The sequence below is a fragment of the Pedobacter zeaxanthinifaciens genome, assembly GCF_003313335.1.
GTDB lineage: Bacteria > Bacteroidota > Bacteroidia > Sphingobacteriales > Sphingobacteriaceae > Pedobacter > Pedobacter zeaxanthinifaciens.
Map to the genome: position 1 here is coordinate 90,383 of NZ_QMHP01000006.1, position 17,268 is coordinate 107,650.

A 17,268-nucleotide genomic window follows, 5' to 3' on the forward strand; every position below is an offset into this window, starting at 1 on the left:
CATGAATAACATTGATTTTGGGATAGATTTGGGCACAACTAACTCTGGTATTGGAAAATTTCAGAATGGAAAGGTGCAGGTTTTTAAAAATCCGGTTGGGTTTAAGGAAACTTTGCCATCAGTGGTTGCTTATAGAAATGATAGAATTTTGATTGGGGACAAAGCTAGAGAGTTTATCAAAACACAACCAAATCATGTTTTTTCTTCATTTAAAAGAAAAATGGGGAGTGATTTCGTCTATCAGTTGCCCCACATGGATGAGCAGAAAACACCAATTGATTTTTCTACATTGATATTGAAAGAATTGATGAATTTTACTGCTGATGAGCGGCCAAAAGCAGCTGTAATTACTATCCCGGCGTCTTTCGATACAATACAATCAAACGCGACTAAAACGGCTGGTTACAATGCTGGATTAAAAGAGGTGGTATTGCTACAGGAACCCATTGCAGCATGCTTAGCCTACGCAAATACACAAAATTTAGACATTAATGAACAAAAGAAATGGTTAGTTTACGACTTTGGAGGAGGAACTTTTGATGTTGCTTTAGTTAAAATAAATGATAGAGAGCTGAAAATCATCGATCACGAGGGGAATAACTTTCTAGGTGGAGTTGACATTGATCAGTTAATGGTAGAGCAGCTTTTTTGTCCACAACTGGAAAAAATACTTGGCGAAGACGGCCTTTGGAAACGAATGGTGGGCAGCGAAGATCTTGCTTATCAAAAGATGTTTATGGAATTGGCCTACAAAGCCGAAGAGGCTAAAAAAGAACTTTCTATTAACGAAGAGTCTTTTGTGGAGATGGAAATTAGTGGAGATTTCATAGAAATGAAGGTTACAAGACAGCAATTTAACGACTTAATTAAGCCAAAGGTTGATGAAACTATAAAGCTTACACAATCATTGCTGGAAAAAAACCAAATTAGTAATCAGGAAATAGATAGAATTATTCTAGTTGGTGGTACAACTTATATTCCTTACATCAAAAAAAGTTTAGCCGATACTTTTCATTGTTATGTTGATAATACGATTGATCCAACCACGGCAATTATTGTGGGTGCTGCCTATTTTGCTGGCACAAAGGCTGTGGAAGAAAAAGCACAAAATGAGGAAGTTAGCGTCCCAGAAATTACACAACTAAAAGAAGTAAAATTAGTTTACGAAATCAATTCACAGGATAATGAGGAGCTGCTAACTGGTTTGGTAGCTGGCGAGTTTTCGGGCTATTATCGTATCACACGTTTAGATGGTGGATTTGATACGGGTATGATGCCTTTCCACACCCGGTTTAATGAGTTTTTGAAGCTGCTACCGAAGTCTATCAATTACTTTAATGTTAAAATTTTTGATAAGCTACAGCACCTGGTTTTTGAAAAAGGGCAGGTTGCAATTAATCACGGGGTGTATAATATTTCTGGCCAACCATTGCCTAACGATATTTGTATTGAGGTTGATGATACCGTAGGCTCTACCTTTCTGGAAAAGATTTTTAAAAAGAATGAAATCCTTCCACTTTCAAAAACAGTATATAAAACAATCTCCAAAACAATTTTAAAAGGCACTGATGATCAGTTGATTATCAACGTGGTGGAAGGTAATGCGGCAACATCACCAGCAAGTAATTTGTGTATTGGTTATTTGGAAATAGCGGCCTCTAAACTAAGCGCCAATTTATTAAAAGGCACTGATATTGAACTTAAGTTTGAAATTAGCGAATCAAGAGATTTAACCATAAGCCTGTTTATTGATGCAATAGGTTTGGAATTGGAAGAGGTTTTTAACGCTTCGGCAAGAAATGTATCGCTGGAGAAAATTAAAACAGAATTGAACAATGCGCTAAACCAAATTGACTGGGAAATAGAAGATTTTAGTTACAAAGGTTTGGACGATGTTATGGAGCAGCTTAATGTCATTAGGATGGAGATTATTGAGCTAATGCGTGAATTGATTGAGGCAGAAGATGACTTGGTGACGGACAAAATTTTCAATATCGACGAAAGAAAAAGGAAGGTTTTCCAAGCATTTGACCAGCAGGTAAGAGGTAAAAATTTGTTGGAAGAAATAGAGGAGTATCAGTTGTATAAGCAGCAAATTAAAGAAGAGCTTTTGCTACATCCCAATCCGAAAATAGATAGGATGTTTCAAATCATTATCAAAAATGAGCAGGTGTTTTTAAATTCTGATCAAATATCAGTAGTTAGATCTAAAATTAAAGAATTAAAGCGTTTAGCTAGGGAACTATATTACCAGCATGACGAAGCTTACATTGATTTGTTTTACGATTATGCACACTTATCCGTTACCGATTATGAAAATGAAACTCAAGCTAAAAAACTAATTAGTAAAGGAGAGGATGCCGTAGAAAAAAGAAATTTTCAGGAGCTTAAGTCTATTATTTCCTCTTTATACAATTTACTGAAGGTAAAACCTAAAGACTATTTAGAAGATCAAAATGGCACATTAGGCTTGAGATAAAAGAAATTTATTTACTGCGTAAAGCGTAAATTAACCGGCCTACAACCACAGCAACCCACACACCTCCACCAGTGCCACCAGGTAAAAAAACCAAGCAACCTGCGGCTACTAAAAAAGCAACAATGCCAATGATAATATTGGTAGTGGTCCAAGGGCTGGAGGAGTGATCTACGGCAGGATAAATCCAACTGTAGGCGATATCTCTATTGCTGGATAATGTATTGGATAGATCTTCCGAAAAAGCAGTATAAAAGGTAGCTGCGTAAAGTGTTCTACCAAAGGCGGCCTTGTCTCTCAGCTCCTTACGTTGAACTTCGGCAATAATATTATTGATATTCAGTAAATCTTCTTCAAAATAATAGCCGTCCATGTCGCTTAGCAACGAAAAGTAAGCGCTATCTTCTGCATAAGGGTTTTGATTTAAAAAGAAGGTATAGCCCCCTCTTCTAAGTGCATCGATAATGGCACGGTTTTTTAAAACGAAAACATCAAGTATTTCCTGAACAATATAGTCGGTAAGTAAAAAAGGATAAACTTTAAATACACTTTTTATACTAGCCCATCTATTTTTTTGAATACAGTTTTTAAGATAATTTAAAGTATTTGCTTCAAATAGTTCTCTAAATTCCTGGAAAGTTTCCTCCGGTAAATCTTCATTAAAAGGAGCTAAATTAATGGCCTCTCCATCGCCCTTAATTATTTTTTCAATGTTTTTATGACGAAAAAAAGGGAGGAATTTTGACCCATAACTTTTCAGGAAGTCGATTAATTTCTCAATGTCGTTTACATTGAAATCTACACTTAATTTTGCCTCAGTTTTTAATATTTTCTCAACCTTGATTAAATCTTGTTGATTATCAAAGTTAAGGCCAGGCAGCTGTTTTTCAGCAAATTGGAGGTAATGGAGCTGTATCATTTAAATTAAATCGCAAAGCTATTATACCAAAATCTTTTCAATAGATATTAGTAAAGCTTGAAATTTAAATGCTTGAGGGAATAAAATCTTAATTTAAACGATATGGAGTGATTAGCTCAAATTTTGGAATATCAACTAAAAATTCTCTATCATCAATACTTCTCTGCATCAAAAACCTTCCGCTCATGGTACCAATGTCCGATTTTAAGTTACATCCAGATACATAAGTGTAGCTTTCGCCGGGCGTTATAATAGGCTGTACACCTACTACTCCTTCTCCCTCTACTTCTCTTATTGTACCGTTTGAATCGAAAATAAACCATTGCCTACGCATTAGCTGAATTTCGTACTCCGTTAAGTTTTGTATATGGATACGATAGGCAAACATGAAGTGTCCGTTAGCGGGATTAGAGTGCTCGTCTTGATAAATAGTATCAACCGAGATTTTCACACCTTGTGTAATTGTTGTAACCATCGTTGTAAGTTTATTGAAAAAAACACACAATAATTAAGCCAATTCTGTAAGCGGCTGTACATTCACGTATTTATCGGCAATTTCTTCCAACAAAGCGTAAATTATTTCTATGTTTTCTTCCTGTACAAGTTGGGTGCGATAAGGTTTAAAATCAGGCAGACCTTTAAAGTAATTACTGTAATGTCTGCGCATTTCAAAAACGCCAACTTTTGGGCCTTTCCATTCAATAGATTTTGTGAAATGTGTTCTACATGCATCCACTCGTTCCTGCAAAGTTGGGCCTGCTAAACGTTCGCCAGTTTCAAAAAAATGCTTTATTTCCCTAAATATCCAAGGATAACCAATGGCTGCCCGTCCAATCATCATACCATCTACGCCGTACTCCAAACGCCAATTGGCTGCTTTTTCGGGGCTATCAATATCACCATTACCGAAGATTGGAATCTTGATTCGAGGGTTCCGTTTTACCTCTCTGATAAGCGTCCAATCCGCCTCTCCCTTATACAATTGCGCCCTTGTGCGGCCATGTATAGTTAGTGCTTGAATGCCGATATCTTGCAAACGTTCGGCAACTTCTTCAATATTTTTGGTGCTATCATCCCAGCCTAGTCGAGTTTTCACAGTAACGGGTAAGTGTGTAGCTTTTACCACAGCTTGGGTCATTTTTACCATCTTGTCTATATCTTGCAACAGTGCAGATCCAGCACCCCTACAAGCAACATTTTTAACTGGGCAGCCGTAGTTGATGTCCATTAAATCAGGGCCGGCCATGGTAGCAATTTCAGTAGCTTCACGCATGCTTTCAATATCACTTCCAAAAATTTGGATGCCTATTGGACGCTCATATTCAAAAATATCCAGCTTTTGCCTACTTTTTGCTGCAGACCTAATTAAACCCTCCGACGAAATGAACTCCGTGTACATCATGTCTGCTCCACCTTGTTTGCATACATAACGGAAAGGAGGATCACTCACATCTTCCATTGGAGCCAGCAATAAAGGGAACTCTCCTAAATCAATATTTCCTATCTTTACAGACATTTTTCTATCTTCAAAGCCAATTAAAACTTTGCAAAGTTACGCATAAAAATAAAAATGTATCAAAACACCACCACTAAGCCCGAGAATAGTCCGTTTTTACAAATGCTATTTCTTCTATTGTTTGCCTTTGGAGGGGTAATTGTATTTGCATTAATTGGCATTGTAATCGTTTATTTCAACAGTGGACTCGAGGGAATAAAAGCGGCTGCAGCTAGCGACTTAAGGTACATCAACGACTTCAAGATATTATTGGTAGCGCAACAGATTGGTTTGTTTTTAACGCCAGCAGTTTTACTATCGGTTGTAGAGAGGAAGAAATTGAATGGGTTTTATGGGCTGCAGGCTCCCAAAGTTGATTTACTTTTATGGGTGGCTGTGTTATCTGTTTGTTGGATGCCGATAATGGGATTGGCCATGGAATGGAACCAAAAAATGGCATTTCCATCTTTTTTGAAAAGCATAGAAAATTGGATGAGATTAATGGAAGACGCCGGGACCAAAACAACGGAGGCAATCTTAAAAATGAATAACCTTGGGGATTTACTCATTAACTTGTTGGTAATTGCCGTAACTCCAGCAATATGTGAAGAATTCATTTTTAGAGGAGCAGTACAGCGCACCATCTTTCGAATTAAAACCAATCCGCATATCGCCATTTGGATTTCTGCTGCAATATTTTCGGCAATACACTTTCAATTTTTTGGCTTTTTACCTAGGTTATTATTGGGTGCTGCATTTGGCTATGTTTACTACTGGACGGGAAGCATTTGGTACGCTGTTTTTGCACACTTTTTAAATAATGCGTATGCTGTTTGTGTAGCTTATTATCTGCAAATGCACAATCAATCATACACAAATGCCGATGAAATGAATTTGCCTTTTTATGGCTATCTTATTAGTGCTGCATTAACTTTTGCTTTATTTAGCGTAGTAAGGAAAACAAGCTCGGCAAAGCGCCAGACGACAATAGAAAACAATTATTAATCACTCAAAACATAGCTTTAGTGGCTATGATATTCAAATCTAAACATGAAGACAAGAGCTATTACCGCCTTCTTTTTCACCATAGTAATGCTGGGTTCCATCTTATTGGGCGCTTATACCTTTACCACTTTTTACTTATTGTTGAGCTTGGTAGCCTTACTGGAGTTTTATAAGATGGTGAAAATAGGAGGCATACGCCCGCACCGCAATATTGGCGTTGGTGTAGCCGCACTTATTTTTTTAACTACTGCCGCTTTCCACTTTTTTAGGTTCGAATTAAAATATCTGTTATTGGTAATCCCTTTGGTTTTCTCAGTTTTTATTGCAGAATTGTACAAGAAAAATAAAATACCATTTGCCAACATTTCCTACACATTTGTAGGCTTTATCTACATTACAATACCATTTTGCTTTTTCTATTCGCTAGGCTTTTTAATCAACTTCGAGAATTATAGCTACCACTTTCCCTTGGCATTTTTACTGATGTTATGGGCCAATGATACCGGCGCATATTTGTTTGGAATGAAATTGGGAAAGCGTAAGCTATTTGAAAGACATTCGCCAAAAAAATCATGGGAAGGCTTTTTTGGTGGGGTATTCACTAGTTTAGTGGTGGCCCTATTAATTTCATTTGCTTTTACAGATGTTCAACCCGTTGTTTGGGCTGGCATGGCGGCCATCATCTCTTGTTTTGGAACCTTGGGAGATTTGGTAGAATCTATGCTGAAGCGTAGTTTGGATGTTAAGGATTCAGGTAGTTTTTTACCAGGGCACGGTGGATTTTTAGACCGCTTCGACGGACTGCTCATTGCAGCACCAATTGTATACGTTTATTTGTATTTGTTGATATACTAGTGTAGAATTTACTAAGCGTTTCGCTTTTTCAACTCCTCGTTTACTTTTTTTAGCTGTGCCGAAAATATAATCACAAGAGGTAAGAAACTAACGGGAGTTACAGTTAACGCACTAAAGCCTTTCTTTGCAGTAAGAATAATTCCCGAGATCAGCATAAGCAACATTGAAACAAATAATGCAATAGTTGCTACTTTGAGTGTTTTGGCTTTTTTATGAAGTTCTTCTGTAGAGAGCTGGGTTAAGTTTTCTTCTTTCATTGTAACGAAGATAGCAAAAAATAAAGCACCGAAATTAATTCGGTGCTTTAAAAATTCAAACGGTTATTGTTTGTTTTGATCTACAAACTCAATTTGTTTGTTGAGCTTGCCTATCTTATCATCCAATTTTTCGATATCCTTCTGAAGGCTTTCGATTTTTTTATCGCTTTTTTGCAGCCGCTTATTGGCTTTTTCAACATCGTTTAATAAACGAGCAGTTGATTTTGCATCACTAGCTGTAGATGAAGGGTCGGAAGCAGAAAAATTCGAAGTATTTCTGTCTGCCTTAGCGTTCAAATTAGCAACGTCTTTTTTCAGTTTTTCGTTAGTTATTCGTTCTTTTTCTAATTCAATTTTAAGTTCATTTCTGTCTGTATTAAGCTCTAATACCTGTTGCCTTGCCTCATACTTTTGTAGCTCAGTACTCTTTGTGGCAGAACAGGCTCCTAAAACGCTGGCAAAAAATAAGCCTGCTAAAATGATTTGTCTGTTCATGTTTTCGTGTTTTTCTGTTTATAATGGGAATTTTGCAAAAACCAGACCACCTAAAGATTGTTGTATAATGTTAATGTCATATTGGCAAGTATCCAGCCTCAAAACACCGTATAAATACCTACACACGTTGTTAGATACGTTTTATTTTTCGACTTAAGCTTCTTGTAACAAATTTAATGAGGTCTATTATTGCCGTTTATCTGTCCTATATTTGATTTAACCATCAAACATAAAACAAGATGATAAAAAGATACTTGAAACACAGTACGTTGGCAGTTGTCCTTTTTTTAGCAAGCGGTATTAGTTCAATTGCTCAAGAAGTACCATCACCAAAGTCACATTTTGGGTTTGACATAGGCGATAATTACCAATTAGCCAATTATTCTCAAACCGAAGCTTATTTTAAAAAACTTGCCGCAAGCTCTAAACGAGTTAAGTTAGTAGATATTGGCAAAACCGAAGAGGGCAGAAGCCAGTACATGCTAATTGTAACCTCTCCAGAAAACCATAAAAATCTGGAAAAGTACAAAGGGATATCGCAAAAGCTAGCTAGGGCCGAAGGTTTAACCGATCAAGAGGCGAGGACTTTGGCACAGCAGGGAAAAGCCATTGTATGGATTGATGGAGGCTTGCATGCCAACGAAACAGTTGGTGCGCATCAGCTGATTCAAACAGCTTACAACTTGGTGAGCAGGACCGATGCGGAAACCACCAAAATTTTGGATGATGTAATTATTTTGATGACGCATGCTAATCCGGATGGCCAAGAGTTACAAAGCGATTGGTACATGAGGGAAAAATCTCCGGAAAAGAGATCTTTAGCGGGATTGCCAAAACTGTATCAAAAATATGCAGGACACGACAACAACCGCGATTTCTTTATGCTTAATCTGAAGGAAACGCAAAACATGGGGCGCCAATTGTTTATTGAGTGGAACCCGCAAATTATGTACAACCACCACCAAGCTGGACCAGCAGGAACGGTAGTTGCAGGCCCTCCGTTCCGAGATCCGCATAACTATGTTTTTGATCCAATAATCCTTACCAGTTTAGATGCTGTAGGTGCGGCGATGCACAATAGGTTAAATATAGAAGATAAACCAGGTTATACCCAACGTGGTGGATCAGTATTTTCTACTTGGTATAATGGAGGTTTGCGTACTACAACCTACTTCCACAACATGGTGGGTTTGCTAACAGAAATCGTTGGAAGTCCAACTCCAATGGAAATTCCTTTGGTACCATCGCGTTTATTGCCAAATAGTGATTCCCCAAATCCGGTAACGCCAAGAAAATGGTACTTCAAAAATGCGATAGACTATTCCGTTTCTTTAAATTACGCCGTTTTAAATTATGCTCAGCGTTATCACGATGAATTGTTGTTCAACATGTTTAAAATGGGCAAAAACTCTATCGACAGAGGAACTAAGGATAACTGGTCTTTCTCTCCGCAAAAAATAGAGGCAATTAATGCTGCGGCGAAAAAGGATAAATCGGAAGATGGCAGGGAAAGGAGATCGATGGATCCGAAATACTTTGATGAAGTGATGAAAGATCCTAAAAATCGCGATGCAAGGGGTTATATTCTTTCTGCTGATCAGCCAGATTTTACAACAGCCATCCGTTTTTTAAACGCATTGATTAGAACCGGAGTTGTGGTGCAAAAGGCTACAAGTGCTTTTACTGTTGATGGTAAAAAGTATCCGGCAGGTTCCTACATTGTTAAAACTGATCAAGCTTTTAGGCCGCACGTATTGGATATGTTCGAACCACAAGATCATCCGAACGATTTTAAATATGAAGGTGGGCCACCAGTAGCTCCATATGATGCTGCAGGCTGGACTTTGGCTTATTTAATGAACGTTAAATTTGATCGGGTGTTGAACGCATTTGACGGTCCTTTTCAGAAAATGTCATTAGGGGAGTTGCTAAAAGCTACGCCACAACCGCTACCAAGTGCAAGTGGATATGCATTAAGCGCACAAGCTAATGAAAGTTATTTGGCCGTTAATGAGTTGTTAAAAGCCGGTGTAGAAGTTTGGCGAAATCCTAGTGATGGATCTTTTTATGTTCCAGCATCGGCTGGTGCAAAAGCAGCATTAAATAAAGCAGAACATAACTTCGGGATGAAAGTAGCCGCGGCCAGCAAACCTAAGTCTGCCGTTAAGGTAAAACCATCTCGTATTGCACTTTGGGATACCTACGGCGGTTCTATGCCTTCTGGATGGATTAGGTTCATCATGGAGCAATACCATTATGATGTTACGGTGGTATATCCGCCGGATATTGATGCCGGTAAACTGAAAGATAAATATGATGTGTTGATTATGGTTGGAGGTTCGGTGCCTGCATTTGGTAGTGAGGGCGGAAGAGGATTCAATCCGCCAGCAATAGAAAATATTCCGGATGAATTCAAAGCTCGTGTGGGTAGAATGACGGCCGAGAAATCGATTCCACAATTGAAAGCATTCTTGGAAGATGGAGGAAATATCGTAACCATTGGATCGGCCACTAACTTGGCTGCTCATTTAGGCTTGCCAGTAAAAAATGCACTTTTAACAGCAGATGGTAAGCGCTTATCAAACGAGAAATTTTATGTTCCGGGGAGTGTATTAAGTGTTAAAACGGATGCTAAATTAGCAGCCAATTGGGGTTTGGATGAAAATACTGATGTGTATTTTGATAACAGTCCGGTTTTTAAAATTACCTCAACAGATGGAAAAGTGAAACCTTTGGCTTGGTTCGATACTGATAAGCCATTACGTAGTGGTTGGGCTTGGGGACAAGCATACCTTAAAGATGGCGTGGCCGCTTTTGAAGCAGATTATGGGAAAGGTAAGCTATATGCCTTTGGTCCCGAAATTACTTTTAGAGCACAAACTCACGGCACGTTTAAATGGTTGTTTAACCAGTTGTATAGGTAAGATCATCATCTGAATTTTTAGCGGGCAGTTCTATTAGGGCTGCCCGTTTTTTGTATGTCATCATTACTGTCGTGGCTGGAAGAAGATGTGCTTTTGCATTTTTACCTTGTTTAGACCAAGCTCTTTTTGCTAGCAAGTACCTTTGTAAATAAAATAGAGAAAATGAAAATAGAAATATGGTCGGATGTGATGTGCCCGTTTTGCTACATCGGTAAACGACATTTAGAACAAGCATTAGATACACTTGATTTTAAACAAGAAATAGAGATCGACTGGAAAAGCTATCAGCTTAATCCAACTTATAAAAATGAAGAGGGAGAAAATCTGTACGAATATCTTTCCAGAAATAAAGGAATGAGTTTGGCACAAGCTAGGCAGATGACGCAACAGGTGGCGGAAATGGCAGGAAACGTAGGATTAAAGTTGGATTTTGAAACCAGTATTCCGGCCAACTCCTTTAATGCGCATCGGTTGATCCATTTTGCGGCGAAAAATGGCAAGCAAGATTTAGCAGAGGAACTTTTATTTAAGGCGCATTTTGAAGAGGCAAAAAACATTGACGATTTAAGCACTTTATTGACAATTGCCGAAGCGCTGGGCTTAGATGCCGCTGAAGCAAAAAATGTGTTGGAAAGTAATGCCTTTGAAGAAGAAGTGAGATACGATATCTACGAAAGCCAACAATTAGGTGTTAGGGGCGTTCCTTTTTTCGTAATGGATAGAAAGTATGCTTTATCTGGTGCACAGCCAGTAGATGCATTTAAAAAGGCCATTACGCAAAGCTATAATGAGTGGAAGGCAGCGCAGAAAAACTCATCCTTAAAAAACTTAAATACAATTGATACTAATAGTTGTGATGAGAATGGCTGTGAAGTTTAGCATTTATAGTTGTAGTTTGCTTTTCAGGCGATAACATAAACAATGACCATTAAAAAAGCGATAGAGAAATCCCTATCGCTTTTTTATTATGCAGGCGCTGCTATTATTTAGTTCCAGCTTTATTTAAGTTTTTACTTAATTTCAAGCTTTCAGTTTGCTTCATGAAATCAATCATGATATTCATACTTTCATCTTCAATAAAGTCAGAAGCTTCTTGCTTAGGCGTTTTTTCACCTTTTTTAATTGGAGCTAATCCTTTTTCAGCTCTTAGCTGATTCATTCTAGCTAAAGACTTTGCTTCCAAGGCATCACGTTCTGCCTTTAATTTCGCCTCGTTTAAGGTAACGGAAGTTTCATTTTCTCTTTTCTTTCCTTCAGCGATATCTTCCTTCAACATTTTGTAGTCCAACGATTTTTCCATGCGTTTTTGATGTAGCTTTAGTAAGTTGGCTTTTGCGGCATTTAAATCATAAACTACATTATAAGTAGATGGATTTACCATGTCAAATGGTAATGCTGATGGTTCTGTATCTTCGCCAATTTTATCTAAAGGATATATAGAAGGGAAGTTGATATCAGGAATTACACCTTTATGTTGGGTACTGCTGCCGCTAACGCGATAAAACTTTGCCATCGTCAAGTTAATTTGACCTAATTGCGGAACACCATTTTTGTCAACAATAGTTACCGTTGGCGAATTAATATCAGTTTTAGCATTTACTGCTTTTTTCTCTCCTTCTTTCTTTTTGAACAAAGCTGCGAGTTGGTTTAATACCCCCGAGTTCATTAACGAATTCAAATCAATGGATGATTGAACAGTGCCCTTACCATAAGATTGGGTTCCCATTACAATTCCACGACCGTAATCTTGTATAGCACCTGCGAAAATTTCAGAAGCTGACGCACTTAAACGATCTATCATCACACCCATTGGGCCGTCCCAAGTAATGTTGCTGTCTTCATCTTTATAAACTTTTACGCTGTTTCTGTAATCTTTAACTTGAACTACTGGGCCTTTACCAATAAATAAGCCAGAAAGTTCAATAGCTTCGTTTAGCGAACCACCACCATTTGCTCTTAAATCTACTACAATTGCATCTACTTTATCTTTATTCTTTAACGTGTCGATCAATAAACGTACATCCCTGGTTGTGCTCTTGTAATTAGGATCGCCAGCATTGGCAGCTTTAAAATCAGCATAAAAAGCAGGAATTTTAATGATACCAATTTTGTATGGTTTGCCATCGCTTTCAACAGTTTTAACTACTTTTTTTGCAGATTGCTCCTCTAAAATGATTTTCTCTCTAACCAAGGTAATAATTTGCGGTTTAGAAGAAAGCTCTTGTCCAACCGGAATAATTTTTAAACGTACAGTAGTACCTTTAGGGCCTTTAATTTTGGAAACGGCATTGTCAATTCTCCAGCCAACAATATCTTCAAATTCGCCATCTACGCCTTGTGCAACAGCAATAATTTTATCGCCAGCATTTAACTTTTTACTTTTAAAAGCAGGGCCTCCAGGCATAATAGAAGCAATTTTAGTTACTTCATTTTCTGATTGTAATACTGCACCAATACCTTCAAGCGAACGAGACATTTCTTGATTAAATGCTTCTGCATTACGCGGATTGAAGTAGTTGGTGTGTGGGTCAACAGCTTCAGTAAATGAGTCCATCAAAATTTGGAATACATCCTGGTTGTTGAACTTGGCCGCCTGCGACTTTAAGTTAGCATAACGTTTGGTTAAGGTCTCTACGTTTTTAGCCTCATCGGTACCCGCAATTTTAAGGTTTACCAATTCATACTTTACACGTTTTTTCCATAAATCGTCAAGCTCTCCATTGGTTTTTGCCCAAGGTAATTTGCTTCTATCATATACGTAAGTATCGTTCTGGTTAAAATCGAACTTGTTCTTAATTTGTGAGATAGAATAATTGATACGTTCATTATATCTTTTCAAATACACGTTGAAGATGTAGAAAGGAGCACTCAAATCTCCAATTCTGAAATCATCATCCAAAGAATATCTATTAGCTTCAAAATCTTTAATATCACTTTCTAAAAAGTAATATTTTGAAGGATCTAAGGCCTTAATGTACCTGTCAAAAATGATTGATGATAAGGAGTCGTTTAGTTTTGGCTTCTTATAATTATAATTTTCGAGCAAGCCAACCACTTCTTTAGTTACCAAACTTTGCTGTTCATCTGGTTTTATGTTGGGAATACCTTCCACAGGCTTTTGTGCCTTTGGCTCCGCTGTGCAAGCTAACACCGCTGCGGTAAAGGTAATGGCAAATATTTTCTTCAGCATTTCTTTAACTGTTTTAAAGTCCATTCTTATCAAATCATTATCCAATATGATACCAATTTCTTAAATAAACAAAAAAGATACAGGTTTAGTCTGTATCTTTTTTGTAAAGATTATAAAAAGAACGGATAATCAGGTAATTAAATTGTTTTTAACAGCAAGCATTACCAAGCCAACAACGCTTTTAACTTTAGTCTTTTTAAAGATATTTTTTCGATGCGTTTCTACAGTGCGTTTGCTTATTTCTAACTTTTTAGCAATTTCTTCATTGCTGTACTCTTCTGTAATCAATTGTATGATTTCTAGTTCCCTAGTACTTAATACATAAACTGGGTTGAGCTTAGCTTTCATGAGTGGAGGTTATTTAGATGAATTTTTTAGAGGCGAGAGGAGCTGAAAGGGCCTAAAACAGGCATCATTGGAACTATGCTTTTCGTTTGGTGGTTTTTTCTGCAATAATTGCCCTGTTGCTTTTAATGAGCTGGTTGTACTTTACAATGTTTGCATTTTTGGAGAGTAGTTCCGCGTTATTTAAATCCTTACTTGCCAGTAGGTAATCTTTCTTTTTAATCTTTACCGAAGCAATACCAATAACAGATTCTATATAGGCACTTTTATCATTCAGTTGCTGTGCTAAAATGCCATGTTGCGTGTAAAACCAAAGAGATTGAGGCAATTTGTTGGCAGCCAAATAAATTTTTCCAAGTTGTTGGTAAGCTGCCATTTGGCCAGATTTGCTTCCTATTCTGGTATAATTTTTAAGCACTTGCTTCAGCACTATTTTTTCGGCTTCGGCATAATTTGAAAGTACTAAATGAGCATTGCTTAGTTTAATTAGCGTAGCGCCATAACGAGCATACTTTTTATCCTCTTGATATTCTTTTGCAGCACGGTTATAAGCCGCTACCGCATTATCATAATCACCTGAACGTTCAAATTTTTCAGCTTCGTCGAAAAAGCTATCGGCAATGGTAAATGCCTGGCCTCCAACTACAGAAATGTTCACCGAGAGCTGGCCGTTACCTGCCTCAGCACCCTGCACAGTTGAGTTTTGTGCCGATGCAAACAAACCAGCAGTAACAAAAACCATAGTGAGGCACGTCCATTTCATAACACAAATATAGATTTTTTTAATTCAAAACGATAATTGGCTGTTTTTCTTGAACTTGTTATTAAGTAAAAAGTAAAAAGTAAAAAGTAAAAAGTAAAAAGTAAAAAGTAAAAATGCTTATTAGATGCTTATAAAAAGGCTTGTAACATTTCGGACGTTTTATCATCAAATCAGAAAAACGAAAAACTATGTTAGTAACCACAACAAATACAGTAGAAGGCAAAAAGGTAGTGAAATACATTGGCCTTGTAACAGGAGAAACCATTATAGGGGCAAACCTTTTTAAAGATATTTTTGCAGGAATTAGAGATATCGTAGGCGGTCGCTCGGGTTCATACGAGCAAGTGCTACGCGAAGCTAAAAATACTGCGGTAAGCGAAATGCAACAATATGCGGCTGCCATGGGTGCAAATGCGGTTATTGGTGTTGATTTAGATTACGAAACTGTAGGTAGCGGCGGTAGTATGTTAATGGTAACTGCAAGCGGTACCGCAGTTGTTTTGGAGGATTAAACTTTAATGTGTTATTGTAAATTTGAATACAATGAGGATCTCATAAATAAAATTAGATAGATTCCTCCTTAAGTCGGAATGACAAAAAAAGGGCATAAAAAATCCCCAATATCAAAACATATTGGGGATTGCTGTATAAAAGCCTCCATTAGGGAAGGTTAGGGAGATTTATCTCTGTGGCATTTTAGGCATGTTACGCATCATTTTTGCCGCCGCCGCAGGGTTTGAGAATTGTTTCATCACTTTTCTCATATCCTCAAATTGCTTCAATAATTTAGTAACATCCTCAAGCTTATTACCAGATCCTTTGGCGATACGTAATTTGCGGCTTTGCTGAATAGCATCCGGGTTTTCACGCTCATAAGGCGTCATCGATTGGATGATGGACTCCACACCTTTGAAAGCATCATCGTCAATGTCGATGTTTTTCATCATTTTACCAACGCCAGGAATCATTCCCATCAAATCTTTCATGTTACCCATTTTCTTGATTTGTTGGATTTGGCTGTAAAAATCGTTGAAGTCGAATTTATTTTTACGGATTTTCTTTTGAAGCTCCGCTGCTTGCTTTTCGTCAAACTGCTGCTGGGCACGCTCTACAAGGGAAACCACGTCGCCCATGCCCAAAATACGCGATGCCATCCTATCTGGATAGAAAACATCTAGTGCTTCCATTTTCTCGCCAGTACCAATAAACTTAATTGGTTTATCCACTACCGATTTAATAGAAAGCGCCGCACCACCACGGGTATCGCCATCTAACTTGGTTAACACTACGCCGGTAAAATCAAGCCTGTCGTTAAATACTTTCGCCGTATTTACCGCATCCTGGCCCGTCATCGAATCCACTACAAATAAAATTTCGTGAGGTTTAGTTTGTGCCTTCACTTCCGAAATCTCATTCATCAAGGCCTCATCTATTGATAAACGGCCCGCGGTATCGACAATAATTACATTGTTGTTATTCTTTTTACCTTCGGCAATACCTTCTAAGGCAATCGCTACCGGATCTTTGCTTTCCTTATTGGCGTACACAGGTACACCCACTTGCTCACCTAAAACCTGTAACTGGTCAACCGCCGCCGGACGATAAACGTCGCCAGCAACCATTAACGGCTTTTTGCCCTTGCTTTTTAGGTAAAGTGCCAATTTACCGGTGAAAGTAGTTTTACCTGCACCATTTAAACCAGCAATTAATATCACCGTAGGATTGTTTTTTAAATCCAACTCAGTAGCCTCGCCACCCATTAAGGCAGCAAGCTCATCATTCATAATTTTGGTAAGCAATTGCCCTGGCGAAATGCTGGTCAATACGTTTGCTCCTAAAGCTTTTTCCTTTACCTGATCGGTAAAAGTTTTTGCGGTTTTATAATTTACGTCCGCATCCAACAAAGCCTTCCTGATTTCCTTCATGGTCTCTGCCACGTTAATTTCAGTAATGCTTCCCTGTCCCTTTAGAACCTTAAACGCCCTGTCTAACTTATCCTGTAAATTTTCAAACATTGCTTATTTAAATTTTTATGAATGGCAAAGGTATTAATAATTTACGATTTTGGATTTACGAATTACGATTGAAGTGTAACGATTTTTACAAATTGGGCAGTGAGTAAGCTGAGTTAATTTTTTAGAAAAGCACAACCTGCGTTTCATCGCTTGCAGCAGTCCCGCTTTCCATTCCAAGTCCGTTCCCGATTTGACATCGGGATCCGGGCTTTCCATTTCAATCGGGTTTGATTAACAAAAGGGAGTGCAAATGGCTTAAAATGCTTGGCTACTGCGATAACAAAAAGAGCAGATGCGGTGATGCTCTTCGCTGTTCTTTGCGTAATCTCAGCGTACTTTGCGGTACAATTCAACTTAGATTAACCGCAAAGTTTTGGAAGCCTCGCAGAGTACGCAATGAATGGAATGCGGGGACTTGACGATGCGCTTGTTTTTTCTTTGCGTAATCTCAGCATACTTTGCGGTAAAAATCTCAATGATAAATTAACCGCAAAGTTTTGGAAGTCTCGCAGAGTACGCAAAGAATGAA

Annotated in this window: 15 protein-coding genes; 6 read left to right on the forward strand and 9 right to left on the reverse strand. The window is 38.0% G+C overall.

Annotated elements, in window-relative coordinates; genetic code table 11:
* The first annotated feature begins 1 nt into the window (after position 1).
* Entirely contained in the window at positions 2 to 2,479 is a 2,478-nt protein-coding gene (locus DUT68_RS10725) for an Hsp70 family protein (protein WP_113638198.1), read from the forward strand.
* A gap of 7 nt (positions 2,480 to 2,486) precedes the next feature.
* On the opposite strand, the gene DUT68_RS10730 is transcribed toward DUT68_RS10725, so the two are convergent.
* The 3 genes from DUT68_RS10730 to dusB form a co-directional block, all read right to left on the reverse strand.
* Positions 2,487 to 3,395, reverse strand: coding sequence for a hypothetical protein (locus DUT68_RS10730; RefSeq protein WP_113638199.1), 909 nt, complete (start codon positions 3,393 to 3,395; stop codon positions 2,487 to 2,489).
* Between the two features lie 88 nt (positions 3,396 to 3,483).
* Positions 3,484 to 3,870 (reverse strand): Co2+/Mg2+ efflux protein ApaG, encoded by a 387-nt coding sequence (gene apaG, locus DUT68_RS10735; protein WP_113638200.1) that lies wholly within the window; start codon positions 3,868 to 3,870, stop codon positions 3,484 to 3,486.
* A 33-nt stretch (positions 3,871 to 3,903) separates the two neighbouring features.
* A complete protein-coding gene (gene dusB, locus DUT68_RS10740) occupies positions 3,904 to 4,911 on the reverse strand; it encodes a tRNA dihydrouridine synthase DusB (protein ID WP_113638201.1) in 1,008 nt (335 codons plus the stop codon).
* Positions 4,912 to 4,965: 54 nt separating this feature from the next.
* Here dusB and DUT68_RS10745 point away from each other — a divergent pair, with 54 nt between their 5' ends.
* Positions 4,966 to 5,895 (forward strand): CPBP family intramembrane glutamic endopeptidase, encoded by a 930-nt coding sequence (locus DUT68_RS10745; protein ID WP_113638202.1) that lies wholly within the window; start codon positions 4,966 to 4,968, stop codon positions 5,893 to 5,895.
* A gap of 45 nt (positions 5,896 to 5,940) precedes the next feature.
* Positions 5,941 to 6,750: a phosphatidate cytidylyltransferase gene (locus DUT68_RS10750; RefSeq protein WP_113638203.1), complete on the forward strand. Its 810-nt coding sequence runs from the start codon at positions 5,941 to 5,943 to the stop codon at positions 6,748 to 6,750.
* A gap of 11 nt (positions 6,751 to 6,761) precedes the next feature.
* Here the strand turns inward: DUT68_RS10750 and DUT68_RS10755 are convergent, their stop codons facing one another.
* Both DUT68_RS10755 and DUT68_RS10760 read right to left on the reverse strand, forming a co-directional pair.
* A complete protein-coding gene (locus DUT68_RS10755; RefSeq protein WP_113638204.1) occupies positions 6,762 to 7,007 on the reverse strand; it encodes a redox-active disulfide protein 2 in 246 nt (81 codons plus the stop codon).
* A gap of 63 nt (positions 7,008 to 7,070) precedes the next feature.
* Complete coding sequence (locus DUT68_RS10760) at positions 7,071 to 7,502, reverse strand: SlyB protein (RefSeq protein ID WP_113638205.1); 432 nt, start codon at positions 7,500 to 7,502, stop codon at positions 7,071 to 7,073.
* 239 nt (positions 7,503 to 7,741) lie between these two features.
* Between DUT68_RS10760 and DUT68_RS10765 the strand changes: the two genes are divergently transcribed.
* Complete coding sequence (locus DUT68_RS10765; protein ID WP_113638206.1) at positions 7,742 to 10,426, forward strand: M14 family metallopeptidase; 2,685 nt, start codon at positions 7,742 to 7,744, stop codon at positions 10,424 to 10,426.
* A 162-nt stretch (positions 10,427 to 10,588) separates the two neighbouring features.
* Positions 10,589 to 11,305, forward strand: a complete 717-nt coding sequence (locus tag DUT68_RS10770) for a DsbA family oxidoreductase (RefSeq protein ID WP_113638207.1) — start codon at positions 10,589 to 10,591, stop codon at positions 11,303 to 11,305.
* A gap of 103 nt (positions 11,306 to 11,408) precedes the next feature.
* Here DUT68_RS10770 and DUT68_RS10775 read toward each other — a convergent pair whose 3' ends face one another.
* The 3 genes from DUT68_RS10775 to DUT68_RS10785 form a co-directional block, all read right to left on the reverse strand.
* On the reverse strand, positions 11,409 to 13,616 hold the full coding sequence (locus tag DUT68_RS10775) for a carboxy terminal-processing peptidase (protein ID WP_237088315.1): 2,208 nt from the start codon (positions 13,614 to 13,616) through the stop codon (positions 11,409 to 11,411).
* 129 nt (positions 13,617 to 13,745) lie between these two features.
* Complete coding sequence (locus tag DUT68_RS10780; RefSeq protein ID WP_113638209.1) at positions 13,746 to 13,964, reverse strand: response regulator transcription factor; 219 nt, start codon at positions 13,962 to 13,964, stop codon at positions 13,746 to 13,748.
* A 73-nt stretch (positions 13,965 to 14,037) separates the two neighbouring features.
* Positions 14,038 to 14,724, reverse strand: coding sequence for a tetratricopeptide repeat protein (locus DUT68_RS10785; RefSeq protein ID WP_157960840.1), 687 nt, complete (start codon positions 14,722 to 14,724; stop codon positions 14,038 to 14,040).
* Positions 14,725 to 14,912: 188 nt separating this feature from the next.
* Here DUT68_RS10785 and DUT68_RS10790 point away from each other — a divergent pair, with 188 nt between their 5' ends.
* The gene (locus DUT68_RS10790) at positions 14,913 to 15,236 is read left to right on the forward strand and encodes a heavy metal-binding domain-containing protein (protein WP_113638211.1); all 324 of its coding nucleotides are present in this window, start codon (positions 14,913 to 14,915) and stop codon (positions 15,234 to 15,236) included.
* 168 nt (positions 15,237 to 15,404) lie between these two features.
* Here DUT68_RS10790 and ffh read toward each other — a convergent pair whose 3' ends face one another.
* Positions 15,405 to 16,739 carry a signal recognition particle protein gene (gene ffh, locus DUT68_RS10795; protein ID WP_113638212.1) on the reverse strand — a complete coding sequence of 445 codons (1,335 nt, stop codon included), beginning with the start codon at positions 16,737 to 16,739 and terminating at the stop codon, positions 15,405 to 15,407.
* Between the last annotated feature and the right edge of the window lie 529 nt (positions 16,740 to 17,268).

What these genes read in the sequence shown, in the direction of transcription:
- DUT68_RS10760 (WP_113638205.1), bottom strand. Translation starts at nt 7,502, where the DNA reads ATGAACAGACAAATCATTTTAGCAGGCTTATTTTTTGCCAGCGTTTTA.
- DUT68_RS10765 (WP_113638206.1), top strand. Translation starts at nt 7,742, where the DNA reads ATGATAAAAAGATACTTGAAACACAGTACGTTGGCAGTTGTCCTTTTT.
- DUT68_RS10725 (WP_113638198.1), top strand. Translation starts at nt 2, where the DNA reads ATGAATAACATTGATTTTGGGATAGATTTGGGCACAACTAACTCTGGT.
- apaG (WP_113638200.1), bottom strand. Translation starts at nt 3,870, where the DNA reads ATGGTTACAACAATTACACAAGGTGTGAAAATCTCGGTTGATACTATT.
- DUT68_RS10785 (WP_157960840.1), bottom strand. Translation starts at nt 14,724, where the DNA reads ATGAAATGGACGTGCCTCACTATGGTTTTTGTTACTGCTGGTTTGTTT.
- ffh (WP_113638212.1), bottom strand. Translation starts at nt 16,739, where the DNA reads ATGTTTGAAAATTTACAGGATAAGTTAGACAGGGCGTTTAAGGTTCTA.
- DUT68_RS10770 (WP_113638207.1), top strand. Translation starts at nt 10,589, where the DNA reads ATGAAAATAGAAATATGGTCGGATGTGATGTGCCCGTTTTGCTACATC.
- DUT68_RS10790 (WP_113638211.1), top strand. Translation starts at nt 14,913, where the DNA reads ATGTTAGTAACCACAACAAATACAGTAGAAGGCAAAAAGGTAGTGAAA.
- DUT68_RS10775 (WP_237088315.1), bottom strand. Translation starts at nt 13,616, where the DNA reads ATGCTGAAGAAAATATTTGCCATTACCTTTACCGCAGCGGTGTTAGCT.
- DUT68_RS10780 (WP_113638209.1), bottom strand. Translation starts at nt 13,964, where the DNA reads ATGAAAGCTAAGCTCAACCCAGTTTATGTATTAAGTACTAGGGAACTA.
- DUT68_RS10745 (WP_113638202.1), top strand. Translation starts at nt 4,966, where the DNA reads ATGTATCAAAACACCACCACTAAGCCCGAGAATAGTCCGTTTTTACAA.
- dusB (WP_113638201.1), bottom strand. Translation starts at nt 4,911, where the DNA reads ATGTCTGTAAAGATAGGAAATATTGATTTAGGAGAGTTCCCTTTATTG.
- DUT68_RS10750 (WP_113638203.1), top strand. Translation starts at nt 5,941, where the DNA reads ATGAAGACAAGAGCTATTACCGCCTTCTTTTTCACCATAGTAATGCTG.
- DUT68_RS10755 (WP_113638204.1), bottom strand. Translation starts at nt 7,007, where the DNA reads ATGAAAGAAGAAAACTTAACCCAGCTCTCTACAGAAGAACTTCATAAA.
- DUT68_RS10730 (WP_113638199.1), bottom strand. Translation starts at nt 3,395, where the DNA reads ATGATACAGCTCCATTACCTCCAATTTGCTGAAAAACAGCTGCCTGGC.